A 19201-nucleotide genomic window follows, 5' to 3' on the forward strand; every position below is an offset into this window, starting at 1 on the left:
CCCCTTTTACCAAAGAAATGTTCCGTCCTGCGTCCGAACCGCCCGCGCATCTCGGCAAAGTCAGGCTCTGCGGTGCGAAAGTCGAATCGGCTGCGTTCTTGGTAAAACGGGTGATCCGTCGGGGAAACCGGAAAATGCCGCAATGCAGCATTTTCCGTGATGCCGTGCCTCTGAAGACACAGTTTGTGTCTGAAATGTTGCTATTTGATGTGAAAATGTGAAGCTAGACTCCGCACGATCCTGTCGCACGGAGCCTCGCCGATAGGTCAGGCGGTTTCGAGCGCGGCGAAATCTGCGGCAAGACGCTGCGCATGCGGCAACGCGACGGGCAGCGGCTGGTCTTCGCGCAGAGGCACGAAGCGGCCGGTTTCCCCGTCCAGACCCAGCACGCGGCCTGCATGAATGTCCACATACCAGCCGTGCAGCGCAATCTCGCCGCGCGCGATGCCGACCGCAACCGCCGGATGGGTGCGCAAATGCGCTATCTGCGCCACGACATTTTCCAGCGTGATCGCACGCAGCAGATCATGGTGGTCGAGCTCCGTATAGCTTTCCCGTGCAACCTTCTGCGCCGCCGATGCGTGACGCAGCCAGGCTGCGACACTCGGCATCGTATCCACAGAGCCATCCTTGGTCAGCGCCTTCATGGCACCGCAATCCGAATGGCCGCAAACAATGATCTCACGCACGCCAAGCACCATCACCGCATATTCGACCGTTGCCGTGACGCCGCCTGTCGCCTGGGAAAAGGGCGGCACGATGTTGCCCGCGTTGCGGCAGACGAACAGGTCGCCGGGATCGGCCTGCATGATGTGTTCCGGCACGATGCGCGAATCCGCGCAGGATATCATCAGCGCCTTCGGGCTTTGCCCCTGTGTCGCCAGCTTGTTGTACAGGGCGCTCTGGTTCGGGAAAACCTCGCTTTCGAAATTGAATACACGACCGATCAGTTCGTTCATGGCAATAGGCTCCTTCCTGCTGCGCCCGCCCAATAGCGATGCGCAACAGCTAGGCCGTGCAGTTTGCTGTGGCGCAGCAGATTTGTGAAAAATTATTGCTGAAGCGTGGACGTGCGCGGCAGGGTGATCGTCACCCGCAGGCCCCCTTCCGCACGATTGGCCAGATCGATCCTGCCGCCTTCGATTTCGACGGCGCGTACGGCGATGGCAAGCCCAAGGCCAAGGCCCTGCGTGTCGCGTCCACGCGCATCGTCCAGCCGGACGAACGGCCGCAATACGTCTTGCAACCGGTCCGGGGCGATGCCCGGCCCGTCGTCATCGACATGCAGGACAATGCTGTCGTCATGATCTTCCACGATCAGAACGAGGCTGTCTCCGTATTTCGCGGCATTTTCGACGATGTTGCGCAACGCACGCTTGAAGCCGACCGGGCGGACGATATGCGTCAGATGATCCGGCCCGACATACTCCGCCGCCCCACCCGCATCGGTGATGTCATCGATGATCGTCGCGGCCAACACAGCGATATCGACCCGCTGCGGTGTCTCGGGGTCCTCGTCGCCGCCCAGATAGGCGAGCAGCGATGACACCATCGCCGACATTTCGCGCACATCATGCGCGATGGCGGCGCGCAGACGCGGATCGTCGATGTTTTCCGCACGCAGTTGCAACCGTGCAAGCGGTGTGCGCAGGTCGTGCCCGACCGCCGCCAGCGCCTCGACACGATCGGCGATCAGCGAATGGATGCGTCCCTGCATTTCGTTGAAGGCACGGATAAGGTCGCGTACTTCGCTGACCCCCGTCTCCGGGATGATTTCCTGATCGCCATGGCCGATGCGCGCCGCGGCAATCGAAAGCCGTCGTACCGGGTGTAGTGTCGCGCGGATCAGCAGCGCCGCAATGAGGCTGAGGGCGACAGCCACGCCGATCATCATCGCGATCCAGGCGAAGCGGAACTTGCCTTCCTGCACCAGTTGCGGCGCCTTGAACGTCAGCCATGTGCCATCGTCCAACCGCAAGCTGCCGGTCACGATGGTGCGCCGTCCCGGCTCGCTGAGGTACAGGCGCAGATCGTGATTGGCCAGCACCGGTTCGCGCGCCACGATCTGGTCGCGCATGTCGAACAGGTCGGCGGACATCGGTGAAGGCGGGGGAAGCGTCCGTTGCCAGCGCACAGTGAAATTGGCGCTCGACAAACGATTGGCCATCGCCGGGCGCTCGCTTGGCGCGCGCTGGATCATCACCCGCGCGGACGTCGCCAGATGTTCGGCCATGCGATTGGCCTCGTCCTCGCGAACCCGCAAGCCGCTCGCCCGGTCGTACAATATCGTCCCGGCAAGAAACTCCACCACTATCGTCAGCAGCACGATCGCCAGAATGCGCCCGACGATGCCGACCGAAGGATGCAGCAGAGCCTTCAAACGCGCTCGACTTCGGCGCTGAACATATAGCCGATGCCACGCACCGTCACGATCGGGGCCTTGCCACCGTCGGTCGACAGCTTGCGGCGCAGGCGGCTGATGAGCACATCCACGCTCCGGTCGGAGGAATCGCCCAGCCGCGCGCGGGACAGTTCGATCAGCCGCTCCCGCGCGATCACCCGCTGCGGATTGTCGATGAACGCGACCAGCAGGTCGAACTCCGCGCCGGTCAGGTCTATCACTGCGCCAGCCGGCGAGAGCACCTCGCGGCGCGGAAAGCTGACTGTCCAGCCATCAAAGCGCGCCTCGCGACGCCCGGCGCCTTCGTGCTGCCGGTCCATCCGACCGCGGCGCAGCACGGCGCGGATGCGCGCAATCAGCTCGCGCGTATCAAACGGCTTGGCCAGATAGTCGTCGGCCCCCAGTTCCAGCCCGATCACGCGATCGACCTCGGTACCCTTGGCGCTGACGAAGATGAGCGGGACATCGCTTTGCTGACGGATCTGCCTGCACAGATCGAGCCCATGGGTTCCGGGCAGCATGATGTCGAGCACCACCGCATCGACGGGCACTTCGGCCAGGATGTTCCACATTTCGGGGGCCGAACCGGCGGGGCGAACGTTGAAACCATTTTGCTGGAGCGAACGCATCACCAGCGTGCGCAACGCCGGATCGTCTTCTACGATCAATATCGTGGGTGCCGTCATTGCCGCAGTGGTCCGTTCACAATCATACTGCCATGTATCGGACCATGCAGCGCCGCTTTCAATGTCCTGCATCCTCGTCACCGGTTGCCTAGCGTGGCGGGGCCTGTGCCCCGGCCAAGCTGGCTCTAATGACGGCGAATGTCGCATCCATTATGCAGAAGTAATAAAATGTTTCCAGCGCGGAATATCCGGCGGACGATTATCCGTTGGCGGGCGATCCCAGGGTGACGGATGCAAGTGTGCACCACGTCACCCCGCCTGCATCGGTCAATAGAGCACCACGCTGCGGATGCTGTCTCCGGCATGCATCAGATCGAAGGCGGTATTGATATCGTCCAGCGGCATGGTGTGTGTGATGAGATCGTCGATGTTGATCTTCCCATCCATATACCAGTCGACGATCTTGGGCACATCGGTCCGCCCGCGCGCGCCGCCGAAGGCGCTGCCTTTCCACACCCGCCCGGTGACGAGCTGGAACGGTCGGGTCGAGATCTCCCTGCCCGCTTCGGCGACGCCGATGATGACGCTTTCGCCCCAGCCGCGATGGCAGCATTCCAGCGCCTGGCGCATGACATCGGTGTTGCCGGTGCAGTCGAAGCTGTAGTCCGCACCGCCGTCGGTCGCGTCGATGATCGCGGCAACAACCTTGTCGTTCCCGACATCCTTGGGATTGATGAAATGCGTCATGCCGAACCGCTCGGCCATTTCCGCCTTCGCCGGGTTGATGTCGACGCCGATGATCTTGTTCGCGCCGACCAGTTTCGCGCCCTGAATGACGTTAAGACCGATGCCGCCCAGCCCGAAGACCACGACATTGCTGCCCGGCTCCACCCCCGCCGTCCAGATGACCGCACCGACGCCGGTGGTGACGCCGCAGCCGATGTAGCACACCTTATCGAACGGTGCGTCCTCACGGATTTTCGCCACTGCGATTTCGGGCATGACGGTGAAGTTGGAGAAAGTGGAGCAGCCCATATAATGATACAGCTGGTCGCCGCCGAGCGAAAAGCGGCTGGTGCCGTCCGGCATCAACCCCTGTCCCTGCGTCGCACGGATCGACGTGCACAGGTTCGATTTCTGGCTGAGGCAGGTTTTGCATTCCCGGCATTCGGGGGTGTAAAGCGGAATGACGTGATCGCCGACCTTCACCGACGTGACACCGGGGCCGATTTCGCGCACGATACCCGCGCCTTCATGGCCCAGGATCGACGGAAAAATGCCTTCGCTGTCCTTGCCCTCCAGCGTGTAGGCGTCAGTGTGGCACACGCCGGTCGCCATGATCTCCACCAGCACTTCGCCCGCCTTGGGACCGGACAGTTCGACTTCGTGGATTTCCAGGGGACGGTTGGGCGCTACGGCAACGGCGGCTTTGGTCTTCATGGGCGGTCTCCCCGGAGTGTGTCGTCCCCCGGCTCTAGCCATTGGCCTGCCGCCGCGTCAAACAGGATCAGCCGTGCAGCCCTTTCATCACCATCGTATAGCTGACGAACAGCAGATAGATGCCGAACGTGATCTTCAGCGCACGGGGATTGAGCCGGTGCGCCATCGCGACGCCGTAAGGCGCGGTGATGATCGACGTCGACGTGATCGCAACCGCCGCGGGCACGTTGACGAAGCCGAGCGATCCGATGGGCAGGCCAGGCTCGCCAAGCCCGATCAGGATGAAGCCGATCATGCCGGGCACCGCAATCAGGGTGCCGACGCCCGCTGCCGTCGCGATGGCCCGGTGGATCGACTTGCCGCACAATGTCATCACGATGATGGCGATCACGCCCCCGCCAATGCCGAGCAGCGAGGAAAACGCGCCCAGCCCGCCCGCTATCCCCGCACGAACATAGCCGCCGGGCATTTCGTTCCAGTAGACCTTGCCGGAAAAGACGGGGATCAGGAAGTTGAGCGCCATCAGGAACACGCCGCCACCGAAGATCAGCGCGAGCCCCTGGTTGCTCACCCGGTCGGCAAGCAGGACGCCACCCCCCACGCCCAGCACCATCCAGGGTGCCCAGCTTCGCAACACATCGAAATCGACCGCGCCACGCCGCGCATGCGCCTGAACCGACCGGATCGATGTGACGACAATCGTCGCCAGCGACGTGCCGATCGCGACATGGGCAAGCTGGGCGGGATCGCCACCCAGCAGCGGCAGCACGACGAACAGCGCAGGCACGACGACAAAGCCGCCGCCGATGCCGAACATGCCCGCCGCGAACCCGGCGACGAGCCCCGCACCCAGCATCGCGACGATCGGCACCAGCCATTGCGAAAAATCAGCCAGTGGCATCAGACACGCTCTCCGACGCTCACGCGCCCCGGTTCAACCATGAAAACATCTATCCTGTCGGCTAAGCGTCTGTGCATAGGGCCTTCCGCATGGTGATAAGCGGAACGCCACCATCTTCGAAACGAGCGACATCCACAAACCCGCAAGCATGATAAAGCGGCGCGCCTGCGAGCGTGGAGGACAGTTCGAGTGTGCGAAAGCCTTCGGCGCGCGCCGCCGCCTCGCACAATGAAAGGATCAGCCGCCCGACGCCCTGCCGGGCATGGTCGGGATGGGTATACATCGCCCGGATGCGCGCAGGCTCCGTCACCGGATCAAGCAGCCGGTCGCTGCGGCCGGGCGTCGCATCATGCCCATAGGGTGTCTCGCGCCGACTCCAGCCGCCGCATCCGGCCAGCGCATCGCCGCGCGCAACGATGAAATAGGTGCCGTCCGCCACCAGACGCGTATCGACGCCCATGAACCCCCGGCTGACGGCGATCTGCCCCGGCGTCAGAAAGGCCCGCTGAAGATCATCGATCGAAGCGTCCACCAGTTCTTGCAGCGCGGGAAGATCGTCGGGCACGGCCAGCCGATGAACGAGCGCGCCTGCCGGAGAAGAAACGACCATTGTTCCGCCATGAGTAGGAATGGGGCATGGAAACAGGCTGTGGGTCCGGGGCGGCATCCACATCGGACGCCGCCCCGTTCGTCACACCGCGATCAGAACTTGAAGTTCGCGCGGGCATACCAGAAGCCGCCGTTGAAACCCAGCGGGGAGTCGTCCGGATAGACCGACCCGCCGATGGTGCCACCGGTCGACTGATACCAGTTCTGATTGGCCAGACCCGTCGACCGGTAGTTTTTGTCGGGATACTGGTCGAAGATGTTTTCCGCGCCCACAGCCAGCCGGATGTTTTCGGTCAACTCATAGGCGATTTCGAGATCGAAGGTGAATTCGGACCCGAACGTCTTGTTGCCGCCGTCGGCCGTGGCGGCGAAGCTCGTATATTTGCCGAAGTAATTGGCGCGGGCCATGATCGACAAGGCATCAAGCGACCAGTTTTCGGTCAGGTTGCCACGCCATTTGGGGTTCAGATTCTCGATATTGCCCACACGGACCGCGTCGATGACCGCCGTCTGCACGACCGCGGCGGGTGTACCCGTCACGGCAGGCAGGTTGAAGTTGACGGTGCCGACCCGCGTCACCTTCGTCTTGTTGTAATTGCCCGCAAGCGTCGTGTTGAACCGGCCCCAGCCGCTCGTCATCGTATAGCTTGCGACGACATCAACACCGCGCGTCCGGGTGTCGAAGCTGTTCGTGAAGTAGCGCACCCGGCCCAGCGTTTCGGCATTGGCAACACCGGCATTGCGCAAGGCCTGACGGCGTTGCTCGGTGTTGATTTCGATATTGCCGGTCAGGCCGATACGGTCGGTCACCTTGATCTGATAGGCGTCGACCGTCAGGGTGAAGGCCGATGCGGGCGTAAGGACGAAGCCCGCCGACAGGTTTTTCGACTTTTCAGGTTGCAGGGCGGTCGCCCCGAAGGCCTGCGCCGCCGCCGTGGATACCGGATAGATAGCCGATTCGATCGGGTTCGGCCCGGTAAACGCAGTAGCGACGTTCGTGGTGAACAGCTGCCCGGGAGTCGGCGCGCGGAAGCCGGTCGATGCCGCACCGCGTACGGCGATGGCATCAGTAAAGGCATAACGCCCCGTCGCCTTCCAGTTGGTCGTGCTGCCGAAGTCGGAGAAGTTTTCGTGACGCAGCGCAGCCGAAAGACTCAGCCCCTCGACAACGTCGGCATCCACTTCGCCATAGAAGGCATAGCTGGTGCGCGCCTGATCCACCGTCGAATCCGGGCCGTAACCGGGAAAGCCGTTGGACCCCAGTTGCTTCGTCACGACAAATTGCGTGCCGTTGTCGCGCTGCACGGTTTGCGACGCGAAACTGCCCGACTGATAGGACGCCGGATCGCCAAGGCCGATGATATAGCCTTCGCGCCGATGCTCGCCGCCGAACGCCAACGTCAGCGGGCTGGCAAGGCCCATGTCGAAATCATAGCTGAAGTCGGCGTTGAAGTTGGTTTCGCGCTGTTCGAGCGACCCCATGTAGAATTCCGTCGGCGTGGCCAGGCCCAGCGACGGGTTCATCGTTTCGGTCATGCGATAGCCGATACGGTTCTGGCCATAGCTTGCCGAAAGATCGTAGTTCAGACCGAAGGAAAGCTGCCCCTTGATGCCCGCCGCGATCGAGATGTCCACGACCTTGCCGTAGAAGCGCGGCGTGAAGCCCTGCGGATAGAGCGTGGTAAAGGATGCGGTGCGGCCTTCCGCGTCATAGACCGGCCTGCCGCGCGAATCGAAAACGCCCGGCAGCGTATCGAGATAGAGCGGCGTATCGAAAATGCCGCCTGCGGCCGCAAACGTCGCCGTTCCCGTTCCCAGCGCATTGGGGCCGGTCACCGAGATCGGCTGGCGATAGTTGAAGTCGCCTTCCTGCTTCGACCGGCCGTAGTTGCCGAACATGTAGATTTCCGCCTGATCCGAAATCTCTATGCCCGAATTGAAGAAGACGCGCTGCGCCTCCACCTGCGGATCGCCCCATATCTGCACGGGATCGCGGACATCGGCATAGCCTGCCTGCTGCGAAAGGATCAGGGCACCGGGGCGCTGGACGCCACGGCTGGTCTGCTTGCTGTCGAGATATTCGCCGCTGATATTGAAGAAGCCTGCGTCGGTCAGCTTGAAACCGGCATTGGCGGAAATCTGGATATTCTCGCCGTCGCCCTCATAATATTGCCCGTAGCGGGTGTTGACTTCAAAACCGCTGCTGTCGCGTTTCAGACCGTAGTTGATGACGCCGGCGATCGCGTCCGAACCATATTGGGCGGCGGCGCCGTCGCGCAGCACTTCGATCTGGCCGATGGCGATGGTCGGTATCTGGGCAAGATCGACACCCTGCGCGCCCGCGGCCAGTGCCCCGCCACCAATCTGCACCAGCGCGGCGCGATGGCGACGCTTGCCGTTGACGAGGACGAGGATCTGGTCTGGCGGAAGGCCGCGCAGCGTCGGCGGACGGACAAAGGTCGATCCGTCGGCAATGGCGAACCGGCCGACGTTGAACGATGGAATAAGGTTGCGCAGCACATTGTTCATGTCGCCCGAAGCCTGCTGCGAAAGCGTTTCGGCGGTGAATACATCGACCGGCACGGCCGATTCGGCAACGGTGCGGTCGGTACGGCGCGTTCCGGTGACGATGATCGTGGCACCAGGTTCTTCCGCGGCTGCCTGTGGCGTCACTGCGTCTTGCGCGACGGCCGGTGCGGCGTGGCAAAGGGCAATGCACAGCGCACTGCCTGAAATCAGACCCAATCTTTTCATTCTGGCCCCCTTTGAATGTTATCGATTCTGCTTTGGAGCCTCTCCCTTATGTGCCTTTCGTCCCTTGCTTGATGTCGTCCATCCCCCCACGAGATGCGGGTCTTTGTTTGACCGCTTGTCGTTATCCAACGAAGCATGATCCGGCATCCGCCATGCTCCTTGTCGGCAAGGCGAAGAAAATGCTGCGATGCACCGCGAAAAAGGGCGCTTTTCTCTCCCATGAGGCGTCGGAAACCCTTGAAAAGGATCGGACATGGGCGCATTTAGCGGCTGCCCCGAAGCTCAGGGGCGTTTGAAGGGGATCGGTCAAAGACCGACCCCGCCAGGAGGATGCCAATGCCTATGTTCCCCCCCGCTGGACGCAGCCTGTTTGCGTTCGTACTTCCCGCAGCTGCCCTGCTGTGCGCCCCGGCCGCGATGGCCGAGACGGATCTGGTGGTCAGCTACAGCGCCGTCAGCAGCGATATCACCAAATCCATGCCGGTCGCGATCGACGACTTGCAGCTCGGATCGGCGCAAGGCCGCGAGACGCTGCGCAAGCGCATCAATTTCGCCGCCAAGACGGTGTGCGGCTATACCGGCATGAACGGCGTGCGCCCGACGAAGGACTATCAACGCTGTTTCGACAGGGCGACGACGGCCGCGCTGTCCGATCCGCGTGTGAGCCAGACCGCCGCACGCTGAACCGTCGCGTCGTTTGAGAGAATCCCGGTTGCGCCCCAACGCGACCGGGATTTTTCATGTCGGCGTCAGATCATCGTCAAATGCCGCCATCGGTGACCGGGCGGCCGATCGCCTCCAGCGCATCGCGCAATGCCGCGACACAGGCATCGAGCGCGGCCTGATCGGTCGAGCGCACGACGAAGTTCGCGCCGACGCGCCCTTCGCGGAAAAAGGGATAGCTGCCGATCTGGCAACCGTCATGGGCCTTTTCGGTGGCGCGCAGCAAGTCGGCGACTTCGCTTTCCGCCACCCAGCAGCCGATCTGGCGCGACAGCAGCGGCAGGCCGCCTTCGAGTGTTCCGGTCAGGCTTTCCAGCATGCCCGCCGTGATGTGCGGAACGCCCGCCATGATGAAGATATTGCCATGGCGAATGCCCGGCGCGCCGGACATGCGGTTCTCGATCAGGTCCGCGCCTTCAGGCACCCGCGCCATCCGCAGCCGCGCCTCGGTCAGGCCGCCCCGCTCGGCATAATAATCTTCCAGAACCGCGCGGGCGCGCGGATGCACGACCACCGGCACGCCCAGCGCCACAGCGATCGCATCGACCGTGATGTCGTCATGCGTCGGCCCGATGCCGCCGGTGGTGAACAGATAGTCGTTGCGCGCGCGCAGGACGTTGACGGCCTCGACGATCGCCGCCTCATCGTCCGCCACGACCCGTACTTCCTTCAGCCGGATGCCCTGCACGTTCAGCCATGCGGCGATCTGGGCGATGTTCCTGTCCTGCGTCCGCCCGGACAATATCTCGTCGCCGATAATGGCGAGGGCGGCGGTCCATATGCGTTGGGGGCTGGTCATGCCTCGCCCATAGCGCGGCGATGCGGCGGGGCAAAGCGCCCTCTCGCAAATCGCGTCGCACCCGCCTATAATGGTGCGATGACAGATTATATGACGATCACGGCCGATGCGCCGGTATCCCGCTCCGCGGCGATCAAGCTGTATGACGAAGCGGGCTTTGCGGGCATGCGCAAGGCGGGGCGCCTCGCCGCCGAAATCCTCGACGCGCTGGTGCCGCATGTCGTGCCGGGCGTGAGCACCGGCGAGCTGGACGACATCGTGCGGCGCATGACGATCGAGGGTGGCGGCGTGCCCGCGACGCTCGGCTATCGCGGTTACACGCATAGCTGCTGCACCTCGATCAACAATGTGATCTGTCATGGCATCCCCGGCGACTATCGGCTGAAGGACGGCGATATCATCAACATCGACGTGACGCCGGTGGTGGACGGCTGGCACGGCGACACCAGCCGGATGTTCATTGCCGGGGACGCGCCGATCAAGGCGCGCAGGCTGATCGAAGTCACTTATGAATGCCTGATGCTGGGGATCGAACAGGCACGGCCGGGCAACCGGATCGGCGATATCGGCCATGCGATCCAGCGGCATGCGGAACGGCACCGCTATGGGGTGGTGCGCGACTTCTGTGGCCATGGCCTTGGCCGCGTGTTCCACGACAGCCCCGAAGTCGTGCATCTGGGTCGCCCCGGTTCCGGGCCGGAGCTGAAACCTGGCATGTTCTTCACGATCGAGCCGATGATCAACATCGGCAAGCCGGACATCCGGATGCTCGACGACGGCTGGACTGCGGTCACGCGCGACCGCACATTGTCCGCGCAATTCGAACATTCGATCGGCATCACCGAAACGGGCTGCGAAATCTTCACGAAAAGCCCGACCGGACTGGACGCGCCGCCCTACGTCTGACGCGCCTCAGCGATGCGGTGTTCCAGATAGCGCACCTGTTTCGCGCCGCCGGGCAGGGTGGCGCGGCCGATTTCGGCAAAACCCAGCCGTTCGTGAAACGCATCGGACGCCGGATTGGGCGGAACGCTGTTGATTTCGCAGACCACGCGGTCATGCCCTGCGTCCTGCGCCGCCCGGAACAGCGCCGCATAGAGGCTGCGCGCATGGCCCCGCCCCTGCGCCGCCTGCGCCACGACAACCCGATCGACATAGACGAAGCGCGCGAACCGATCGCGGAACCACAGGAAATTGGGGCTTTCATAGTCGGCGTCCTGATCGAACGCGACCAGCAGTGCGTCGGCATCCGCGCAGCTCTCTCCCACCCGCATTGCAAGAAACGCCTGCGCCACCAGATGTCGCAAACGCGGCGCGTCGAGCGGCGACAATTCAGCTTCATGCGCGGCGTTGAGCGCCAGCAGCGCCGTGGTCAGCGGTGCGCCATCAACGATGACATCGGCTGAAAGATCATGATGCACAAGGTTCGTCACGCGCCGAGGACTCCAGACAGGCGGGAGGGCATAGCCTTATCGCGACACTGTGCCTAGCCAAGGTGCGCCCTGCCCAAAAATCCGGCATCCACTGTCGCCTTTGCCCGAAAACATGGCACTATCGACAAATCATGCTGCATCGCGGAAGCTGTTCCGGCGATTCGGCAATTGGCACGGTAATTGTTTGTTTACGAGTGCGACATGCGCGCGGGGGGCGCGTAAGGACGGGTTCGTTGCGCAGTCGCCAAAAAGGGGTTGGAACAAAGCCTGATGAAAAAGATCGAAGCGATCATCAAACCGTTCAAGCTGGACGAGGTCAAGGAAGCGCTGCACGAAGTCGGCGTGTCCGGCATCACAGTGACCGAGGCCAAGGGCTTTGGACGACAGAAGGGACATACCGAACTCTATCGCGGCGCCGAATATGTCGTCGACTTCCTGCCCAAAGTGAAGCTGGAAGTCGTGGTAGAGGACAGTCTGGCGCAGCGCGTGGTCGAAGCGATTGCCGCAGCGGCGCAGACCGGTCGTATCGGTGACGGCAAGATATTCGTCTATGCCGTAGAAAGCGCGCTGCGCATCCGCACGGGAGAGCGGGACGACGACGCGATCTGACATCATCACCTCACGCGGGTGGCATCGCTCGCGATAGGAATAACCACTGCCCGCGGGGGCACTTACGGAAGGGTAAGCAACGATGGCGAATAAGCCAAAAGACATTCTGAACATGATCGCGGAAAAGGAAATCGAATGGGTCGATGTCCGCTTCACCGATCCCAAGGGCACATGGCATCACCTGACCATGTGCGCGGGCGTGATCGGCGAGGATGAGTTGACCGACGGGCTGATGTTCGACGGCTCCTCGATCGAGGGCTGGAAGGCGATCAACGAATCCGACATGATCCTGAAGCCCGATCTGGACGCAGTCTATTTCGACCCGTTCAGCGCGACGCCCATGATGATCCTGTTCTGCAACATCGTGGAGCCTTCCACCGGCGAGCTGTATGCCCGCGATCCGCGCTCGACTGCGGTGCGTGCCGAAGCCTATGTGAAGGCCGCCGGGTTCGGCGACACAGTGTACATCGGCCCGGAAGCCGAGTTCTTCATGTTCGACGACGTGAAGTTCGGCACGGATTATGCCGGCAGCTTCTTCAAGATCGACGACATCGAGCTGCCGACCAACACCGGCCGCGATTACGACGGCGGCAACATGGGCCATCGTCCGCGCGCCAAGGGTGGCTATTTCCCTGTCGCGCCGGTCGATCCCTGCACCGATATCCGCGCCGAAATGGTGTCGACCATGCTCGAAATGGGCCTGCCGTGCGACAAGCATCATCATGAAGTCGCCGCGGCGCAGCATGAGCTTGGCCTGACCTTCGGCACGCTGACGACCACGGCCGACCGCATGCAGATCTACAAATATGTTGTGAAGAACGTCGCCGCCGCTTATGGCAAGTCGGCCACGTTCATGCCCAAGCCGATCAAGGAAGACAATGGCTCCGGCATGCACACCCATATTTCGATCTGGGACAAGAAAAAGCCGCTGTTCGCGGGCGATGGCTATGCCGGTCTCTCCGACATGTGCCTCTATTTCATCGGCGGCGTCATCAAGCATGCCAAGGCCCTGAATGCCTTCACCAACCCCAGCACCAACAGCTACAAGCGGCTGGTGCCGGGCTATGAAGCGCCGGTGCTGCTCGCCTATTCGGCGCGCAACCGTTCCGCCTCCTGCCGCATTCCTTATGGTGCGGGCGCCAAGGCGAAGCGCGTCGAGTTCCGCTTCCCCGATGCACTGGCCAATCCCTATCTCTGCTATTCGGCGCTGCTGATGGCGGGGCTCGACGGGATCGAGAACAAGATCCATCCCGGTGAAGCGATGGACAAGAATCTCTACGACCTGCCGCCCGAGGAACTGGCCGAAGTGCCCACCGTCTGCGCATCCTTGCGTGAGGCGCTGGACAGCCTGATCGCCGACCACGACTTCCTGCTGAAGGGTGACGTGTTCACAAAGGATCAGATCGAAGCCTACATCGAGTTGAAGTGGGACGAAGTGGCGCGTTGGGAAATGACACCTTCGCCCGTCGAATATGACATGTATTACAGCGGCTGATATTCGGTCGGCTGAGTTCGAGGCGGCTGGGGGGTAGCAGCCGCATCAGCAGGGACCGGCCCTTGCCCGTTCCCTGACACGAAGGCCCGGCTGTGCGAGGCAGCCGGGCCTTCTTCGTGCGATCGTTACAGTGGCATATGCCATACAACATCCATGTTCTTGCATACAAAATATCTCACTCCTTGAGGGAGCCTGCGGCGGGCGCATTGACAACAGCGCCCGCGAACGGGACTTTCGTGACCATATCAACGGCGGGGATTTTCCCGTCATTGCAAATGGAAGCACCCGCCCCAGCACAGGGCAACGGTGTCTCGGGGGAGAGGGCAAAGGATGCGCGACGGCTTCACCCGGCGGGAGATGTGCACGACCGGCATCGCGATGGTGCTGGCGGCACAGACCGGGCGCGCGTTCGGTCAGGTGTCGGGGCTGCGTTCACCGCCGCGACTGAAGGTTCCAGGCGACGTCACGCTGTCCGCAGGAACCGACAAGGGCGAATGGCGCACCTATGGCGGCACCTTGTCGAGCACCCGTTATTCACCGCTCGACCAGATCACGGCTGACAATTTCTCGACGCTCGAAGTGGCTTGGCGGTTCCGCCCCGACAATCTGGGTCCGGTGCCCGATCCCAATCTTCAGGCAACGCCGCTGATGATCGACGGCATATTGTATCTGACGGCGGGATCGCGGCGCGCGGCCGTGGCGCTCGACAGCCGCACCGGCGAGATGCTGTGGAAATATAATATCGACGAGGGCATTCGCGGGCAGAAAGCCGCCCGCCCCGGCAGCGGCAGGGGCCTGAGCTACTGGAGCGACGGCACCGAAAAGCGCATCATCTATGTGACGCCGGGCTATCGCATGATCGCGCTCGACGCGAAGACCGGACGCCCTGTGCCGGGTTTTGGTGACAACGGTGTCGTCGATCTCAAGACGCAGCTTGGCCAGGATGCCGACATCGATCTGGATACCGCCGACATCGGTTTGCACGCCACGCCGCTCGTGGTCGGCGACGTGATCGTGGTGGGTGCGGCGCATCTGCCCTCCTCCACGCCGATGAAGAAGCATATCAAGGGCGCCATTCGCGGCTATGACGCGCGCAGCGGCAAGCGCCTCTGGATATTCAACACCATTCCGCAAAAGGGCGAGTTCGGTCACGAGACCTGGCTCAATGGATCGGAAGTCTACACCGGCAACGCGGGAAGCTGGGCGCAGATGAGCGCCGACCCGGAATTGGGGCTGGTCTATGTCGGCATCGAACTGCCGACAGGCGACTGGTATGGCGGGTCGCGGCCTGGCGCTGGCCTGTTCGGCGAAAGCCTCGTCGCGCTGGACGCGAACACCGGGGAACGGCGCTGGCATTTTCAGCTCGTGCATCACGGCATCTGGGATTTCGACATTCCCTGCGCGTCGATCCTGGCCGACATCACCGTCAACGGCCGCAAGATCAAGGCCGTCGCCCAACCCAGCAAGCAGGCCTGGGTCTATGTGTTCGATCGCGAAACGGGGAAGCCGGTATGGCCGATCCCGGAGCGCAAGGTGCCGATCGGCGACGTGCCGACGGAATGGTATTCGCCCACCCAGCCGCATGTCACAAAGCCGCCCGCCTTCGACCGGCAGGGCGTCACGGTGGACGACCTTATTGATTTTACGCCGGAACTGCGCGCCGAAGCCGAAAAGCTGATCCAGGATTACCGCATCGGCCCGCTGTTCACGCCCGCGACCTTCAGCCGCTATCCCCGGCCACGCGCATCGATCGTTGCGCCTTATGGCGATGGGGCGGGCCAATGGCCGGGCGGCGCGCTCGATCCCGAAAGCAACATTCTCTACATTTTCTCGAACTCCGCATTTGGCGCATTTGCTAACCGGCCTGCCGATCCCAAAGTAACTGACCAGGCGATGGTGCCGGGGCTGATCCCGCCGCCCGGAGAGACGGCACGACGACCCAACCGGCTGACCGTCCAGGGCCTGCCACTGCTCAAGCCGCCTTATGGCCGCATCACCGCGCTGGACCTGAACAAGGGATCGATGCTGTGGCAGGTGCCGCATGGCGAAACGCCCGATGACGTCCGCAACAATCCCGCGCTCAAGGGGCTGACCATCCCGACGACCGGCAGTTTCGGCAAGGTCGGTACGCTGGTCACCCGCACGTTGATCATCGCCGGGGAAGGCACGGTCACCACGGCGGAAGACGGCAGCAAGGGCGCGTGGCTGAAGGCCTATGACAAACGCACCGGCGCGCAGGTGGGCCGCGTCCGCATGGCCAAGCGTGCCACCGGATCACCCATGACCTATTCGGTCGATGGTCAGCAATATGTCGTGATCGCCATGACCTCTCCCGGCGAGCCGGGGGAACTGGTCGCCTATCGCCTGCCCCGATGAGCAGGCCACGCACTGGCATGGCGCCGGGGGGAAACGCATGATGAGAAAACGGACATGAGCGAGGAACGGCCAAAAGCGAAAGTCGCCATCATCGGGTCGGGGAATATCGGCACCGACCTGATGATCAAGATCATGCGCACGTCGGACATTCTGGAAATGGGCGCGTTCGTCGGCATAGACGCCGAATCCGACGGCCTGAAGCGTGCGCAGCGCATGGGCGTCGCGACCACGCACGAGGGGATGGAAGGGCTGACGCGCCTGCCCGTCTGGCCCGAAATCGCTGTCATATTCGACGCCACATCGGCCGGGGCGCACCGCCATCATGATGCGCTGGCCCAGGCGGCGGGCAAGCTGATGATCGACCTGACGCCTGCCGCAATCGGCCCCTATGTCATACCGGTGGTCAACGGCGACGCGCATATCGACGCCACCAACGTCAACATGGTGACGTGCGGCGGCCAGGCCACCATTCCGATCGTGGCGGCGGTATCTTCGGTCGCGACCGTGCATTACGCTGAAATCGTCGCCTCGATCGCGTCGAAATCGGCAGGGCCCGGCACCCGCGCGAACATCGACGAGTTCACCGAAACGACCTCGCGCGGGATCGAGGACGTCGGCGGCGCGGCCAGAGGCAAAGCCATCATCATCCTCAATCCGGCCGAACCGCCAATGATCATGCGCGACACCGTGTTCACTCTGTCATCCGGTGCCGACGAAAGCGTGATCGAGGCGGCGGTCGAGACCATGGTGGAGCGGGTGCGGAGCTATGTGCCGGGCTATCGCCTGAAACAGCCGGTCCAGTTCGAGCGGTTCGGCTCCAACAATCCCGCGCATATCCCCGGATATGGCCTGTTCGAAGGCACCAAGGCGTCGGTCTATCTGGAGGTGGAAGGTGCCGCGCATTATCTGCCCGCCTATGCCGGCAATCTGGATATCATGACGTCGGCGGGACTGCGCACGGCCGAGCGGATCATGGAACGTCGCATGGGGGGGCTAGCCGCATGACCGCCTTCGACCCCGTGACGACGAAAATCTTCGTGCAGGACGTCACCCTGCGCGATGGGATGCACGCCATCCGCCATCAATATGGCATCGATCATGTCCAGGCCATCGCCCGCGCGCTGGACGACGCCAAAGTCGACGCTATCGAAGTGTCCCATGGCGACGGCTTGAACGGCTCCAGCTTCAACTATGGCTTTGGCGCGCATACCGACTGGGAATGGATCGAGGCGGCAGCCGACGTGATGCAGCATGCACGGCTGACGACGCTGCTGATCCCCGGGATCGGCACCATCGAACAGTTGCGGCATGCCTATGCGCTGGGCGTGCGGTCTGTCCGTGTGGCCACGCATTGCACGGAAGCCGACATATCCCGCCAGCATATTGCGGCCGCGCGCGATCTGGGCATGGATGTGTCGGGTTTTCTGATGATGAGCCATATGAGCGATCCCGACGCTCTGGCGCAGCAGGCCAAGCTCATGGAAAGCTATGGCGCGCATTGCGTGTATGTGACCGACAGCGGCGGCGCGCTCGACATGGACGGCTATCGCGCCCGTCTGGAAGCCTATGACCGGGTCCTCAAGCCGGAGACCGAGCGCGGCATCCATGCCCATCACAATCTGTCGCTGGGCGTCGCCAATTCGATCGTCGGGGTGCAGGCGGGCGCGATCCGGGTCGATGCCAGCCTGGCGGGCATGGGCGCGGGCGCGGGCAATGCCCCGCTCGAAGTGTTCATCGCCGCGATCGAGCGCAAGGGCTGGCGGCACGGCTGCGACCTGTTCAAGCTGATGGACGCGGCCGAGACTCTCGTCCGCCCGTTGCAGGATCGCCCCGTGCAGGTCGATCGCGAGACGCTCAGCCTTGGGTTTGCGGGCGTCTATTCCAGCTTTCTGCGGCACGCCGAACGGGCATCTGCCGACTATGGCATCGACACCCGCGACATATTGATCGAACTCGGCCGCCGAAAGATGGTCGGCGGACAGGAAGACATGATCGTCGACGTCGCGCTCGACCTGCAAAGGCAGGCTGGCCCACAGGCCAGACAATGACTGCATGACAGTAGAGGGATGAGGATAATGGACACCATGAACATGCATCGCCGCCACATGCTGGGCGGCATCGCCGGTCTGGCGGCACTGAGCGCCTTTCCCGCCATGACGCGCGCTGCCGCGCCGGACATCACGAAGGTCAAGACCCGCACGACCGGCAAGGTCGAGGTGCTCTACAAGTCGCCTTATTATGGTCCCAACGGCATGTGGGTGTCGCCGGAAGGGCTGTGGATCATCCACCAGATCGACGAAAATCAGGCGACGCTGATCGACATCGATACCGGCAAGCTCATTCGCGAGGTGCGCTGCGAAGGCGTGCTGCGCGCAAGCGGCATCTGTCTCGACGAACAGGGCATCATGTGGATCGGATCGACGTACAACCGCCTCATCGTCGCCTGCGATCCGGCGACCGGCAAGGCGATGCGCAAGTATAGCACGCCCGGCGCGGGGCAGATCTATTCGATGAAGGGCGATGTGAAGGGCCAGCGCACGCCGCTGCAACCCGCCTATCCCGCCCCTGCGCCTTCGGGACCGCGCCCTTCGGGACGACGCGGCGCAGGCGAACAGGAACTGACGGCGACCGAAGGCCCGGCCGGAACCGGCGCACACTGCATCCTGCCCAAGAACAATCTGCTGTTCGTCAATGTGCCGCCCGCCCGCGCCATCTTCGCGATCGACAAGACAAGCTGGCAGGTCGAAAACAGCTTTCCCACCGCAGGCGACCGGCCCCATGACATGACCTGGGTGGATGCCGCCAAGGACCGCCTGTGGTGCTCCGATTCCAACTACAACGCTTTTTTCCTGCATGATGCGGCAACCGGTGTCATACTGGAGCGCGTGAACCTGCCGGAAGGATCGCCGGTCATTCACGGGGCAAAGCTGCACAACGGCTTTATGTACATGTGCGACGACGTCGGCTGGGTCAGCCGGGTTCGATTTTCAACCTGAGGGCGACCCCGGCGGGACAAGCGGGGCGACAAGGATGTG

General features: G+C 62.9%; 18 protein-coding genes. 9 read left to right on the forward strand and 9 right to left on the reverse strand.

From position 1 onward, the window contains the following. The first annotated feature begins 17 nt into the window (after positions 1-17). Complete coding sequence (locus ENE74_RS18100) at positions 18-221, forward strand: hypothetical protein (protein ID WP_164847338.1); 204 nt, start codon at positions 18-20, stop codon at positions 219-221. A gap of 45 nt (positions 222-266) precedes the next feature. On the opposite strand, the gene ENE74_RS00620 is transcribed toward ENE74_RS18100, so the two are convergent. The 7 genes from ENE74_RS00620 to ENE74_RS00650 form a co-directional block, all read right to left on the reverse strand. After that, positions 267-959, reverse strand: a complete 693-nt coding sequence (locus ENE74_RS00620; protein WP_127688714.1) for a carbonic anhydrase — start codon at positions 957-959, stop codon at positions 267-269. A 92-nt stretch (positions 960-1051) separates the two neighbouring features. Then, on the reverse strand, positions 1052-2380 hold the full coding sequence (locus ENE74_RS00625) for an ATP-binding protein (RefSeq protein WP_127688715.1): 1329 nt from the start codon (positions 2378-2380) through the stop codon (positions 1052-1054). Then, positions 2377-3087, reverse strand: a complete 711-nt coding sequence (locus ENE74_RS00630) for a response regulator (RefSeq protein ID WP_127688716.1) — start codon at positions 3085-3087, stop codon at positions 2377-2379. Before ENE74_RS00630 ends, ENE74_RS00625 begins: the two co-directional genes overlap by 4 nt. A gap of 267 nt (positions 3088-3354) precedes the next feature. Beyond that, the gene (locus ENE74_RS00635; RefSeq protein ID WP_127688717.1) at positions 3355-4467 is read right to left on the reverse strand and encodes an S-(hydroxymethyl)glutathione dehydrogenase/class III alcohol dehydrogenase; all 1113 of its coding nucleotides are present in this window, start codon (positions 4465-4467) and stop codon (positions 3355-3357) included. A gap of 67 nt (positions 4468-4534) precedes the next feature. After that, positions 4535-5368, reverse strand: coding sequence for a sulfite exporter TauE/SafE family protein (locus ENE74_RS00640; RefSeq protein WP_127688718.1), 834 nt, complete (start codon positions 5366-5368; stop codon positions 4535-4537). Between the two features lie 61 nt (positions 5369-5429). After that, a complete protein-coding gene (locus ENE74_RS00645; protein ID WP_127688719.1) occupies positions 5430-5978 on the reverse strand; it encodes a GNAT family N-acetyltransferase in 549 nt (182 codons plus the stop codon). Between the two features lie 92 nt (positions 5979-6070). Continuing rightward, positions 6071-8731 carry a TonB-dependent receptor plug domain-containing protein gene (locus ENE74_RS00650; RefSeq protein ID WP_127688720.1) on the reverse strand — a complete coding sequence of 887 codons (2661 nt, stop codon included), beginning with the start codon at positions 8729-8731 and terminating at the stop codon, positions 6071-6073. Positions 8732-9067: 336 nt separating this feature from the next. On the opposite strand from ENE74_RS00650, the gene ENE74_RS00655 reads away from it, so the two are divergent. Then, positions 9068-9415: a UrcA family protein gene (locus tag ENE74_RS00655; RefSeq protein WP_164847339.1), complete on the forward strand. Its 348-nt coding sequence runs from the start codon at positions 9068-9070 to the stop codon at positions 9413-9415. 76 nt (positions 9416-9491) lie between these two features. Here the strand turns inward: ENE74_RS00655 and ENE74_RS00660 are convergent, their stop codons facing one another. Then, a complete protein-coding gene (locus ENE74_RS00660) occupies positions 9492-10253 on the reverse strand; it encodes a competence/damage-inducible protein A (RefSeq protein WP_127688722.1) in 762 nt (253 codons plus the stop codon). A 78-nt stretch (positions 10254-10331) separates the two neighbouring features. Here ENE74_RS00660 and map point away from each other — a divergent pair, with 78 nt between their 5' ends. Then, on the forward strand, positions 10332-11159 hold the full coding sequence (gene map / locus ENE74_RS00665) for a type I methionyl aminopeptidase (protein ID WP_127688723.1): 828 nt from the start codon (positions 10332-10334) through the stop codon (positions 11157-11159). Here map and ENE74_RS00670 read toward each other — a convergent pair. Beyond that, entirely contained in the window at positions 11150-11686 is a 537-nt protein-coding gene (locus ENE74_RS00670; protein ID WP_241241762.1) for a GNAT family N-acetyltransferase, read from the reverse strand. The genes map and ENE74_RS00670 overlap by 10 nt on opposite strands. A 270-nt stretch (positions 11687-11956) precedes the next feature. On the opposite strand from ENE74_RS00670, the gene ENE74_RS00675 reads away from it, so the two are divergent. From ENE74_RS00675 to ENE74_RS00700, 6 genes are all read left to right on the forward strand, one after another. Further along, entirely contained in the window at positions 11957-12295 is a 339-nt protein-coding gene (locus ENE74_RS00675; RefSeq protein ID WP_127688724.1) for a P-II family nitrogen regulator, read from the forward strand. Between the two features lie 82 nt (positions 12296-12377). Continuing rightward, positions 12378-13790, forward strand: coding sequence for a type I glutamate--ammonia ligase (glnA, locus tag ENE74_RS00680; protein WP_127688725.1), 1413 nt, complete (start codon positions 12378-12380; stop codon positions 13788-13790). Between the two features lie 330 nt (positions 13791-14120). Beyond that, complete coding sequence (locus ENE74_RS00685) at positions 14121-16166, forward strand: outer membrane protein assembly factor BamB family protein (RefSeq protein WP_127688726.1); 2046 nt, start codon at positions 14121-14123, stop codon at positions 16164-16166. Positions 16167-16220: 54 nt separating this feature from the next. After that, a complete protein-coding gene (locus ENE74_RS00690; protein ID WP_127688727.1) occupies positions 16221-17171 on the forward strand; it encodes an acetaldehyde dehydrogenase (acetylating) in 951 nt (316 codons plus the stop codon). After that, positions 17168-18214 carry a 4-hydroxy-2-oxovalerate aldolase gene (gene dmpG, locus ENE74_RS00695; RefSeq protein WP_127688728.1) on the forward strand — a complete coding sequence of 349 codons (1047 nt, stop codon included), beginning with the start codon at positions 17168-17170 and terminating at the stop codon, positions 18212-18214. Before ENE74_RS00690 ends, dmpG begins: the two co-directional genes overlap by 4 nt. Before the next feature lie 27 nt (positions 18215-18241). Further along, positions 18242-19162, forward strand: coding sequence for an NHL repeat-containing protein (locus tag ENE74_RS00700; protein WP_164847340.1), 921 nt, complete (start codon positions 18242-18244; stop codon positions 19160-19162). Positions 19163-19201: the final 39 nt, after the last annotated feature.

Origin of the sequence: Sphingobium algorifonticola (assembly GCF_004005485.1) — a bacterium.
GTDB lineage: Bacteria > Pseudomonadota > Alphaproteobacteria > Sphingomonadales > Sphingomonadaceae > Sphingobium > Sphingobium algorifonticola.

Coding starts and splice junctions, on each gene's coding strand:
- ENE74_RS18100 (WP_164847338.1), top strand. CDS start 18: ATGTTCCGTCCTGCGTCCGAACCGCCCGCGCATCTCGGCAAAGTCAGG.
- ENE74_RS00620 (WP_127688714.1), bottom strand. CDS start 959: ATGAACGAACTGATCGGTCGTGTATTCAATTTCGAAAGCGAGGTTTTC.
- ENE74_RS00630 (WP_127688716.1), bottom strand. CDS start 3,087: ATGACGGCACCCACGATATTGATCGTAGAAGACGATCCGGCGTTGCGC.
- ENE74_RS00635 (WP_127688717.1), bottom strand. CDS start 4,467: ATGAAGACCAAAGCCGCCGTTGCCGTAGCGCCCAACCGTCCCCTGGAA.
- ENE74_RS00640 (WP_127688718.1), bottom strand. CDS start 5,368: ATGCCACTGGCTGATTTTTCGCAATGGCTGGTGCCGATCGTCGCGATG.
- ENE74_RS00645 (WP_127688719.1), bottom strand. CDS start 5,978: ATGGTCGTTTCTTCTCCGGCAGGCGCGCTCGTTCATCGGCTGGCCGTG.
- ENE74_RS00650 (WP_127688720.1), bottom strand. CDS start 8,731: ATGAAAAGATTGGGTCTGATTTCAGGCAGTGCGCTGTGCATTGCCCTT.
- ENE74_RS00655 (WP_164847339.1), top strand. CDS start 9,068: ATGCCTATGTTCCCCCCCGCTGGACGCAGCCTGTTTGCGTTCGTACTT.
- ENE74_RS00660 (WP_127688722.1), bottom strand. CDS start 10,253: ATGACCAGCCCCCAACGCATATGGACCGCCGCCCTCGCCATTATCGGC.
- map (WP_127688723.1), top strand. CDS start 10,332: ATGACAGATTATATGACGATCACGGCCGATGCGCCGGTATCCCGCTCC.
- ENE74_RS00675 (WP_127688724.1), top strand. CDS start 11,957: ATGAAAAAGATCGAAGCGATCATCAAACCGTTCAAGCTGGACGAGGTC.
- glnA (WP_127688725.1), top strand. CDS start 12,378: ATGGCGAATAAGCCAAAAGACATTCTGAACATGATCGCGGAAAAGGAA.
- ENE74_RS00685 (WP_127688726.1), top strand. CDS start 14,121: ATGCGCGACGGCTTCACCCGGCGGGAGATGTGCACGACCGGCATCGCG.
- ENE74_RS00690 (WP_127688727.1), top strand. CDS start 16,221: ATGAGCGAGGAACGGCCAAAAGCGAAAGTCGCCATCATCGGGTCGGGG.
- dmpG (WP_127688728.1), top strand. CDS start 17,168: ATGACCGCCTTCGACCCCGTGACGACGAAAATCTTCGTGCAGGACGTC.
- ENE74_RS00700 (WP_164847340.1), top strand. CDS start 18,242: ATGGACACCATGAACATGCATCGCCGCCACATGCTGGGCGGCATCGCC.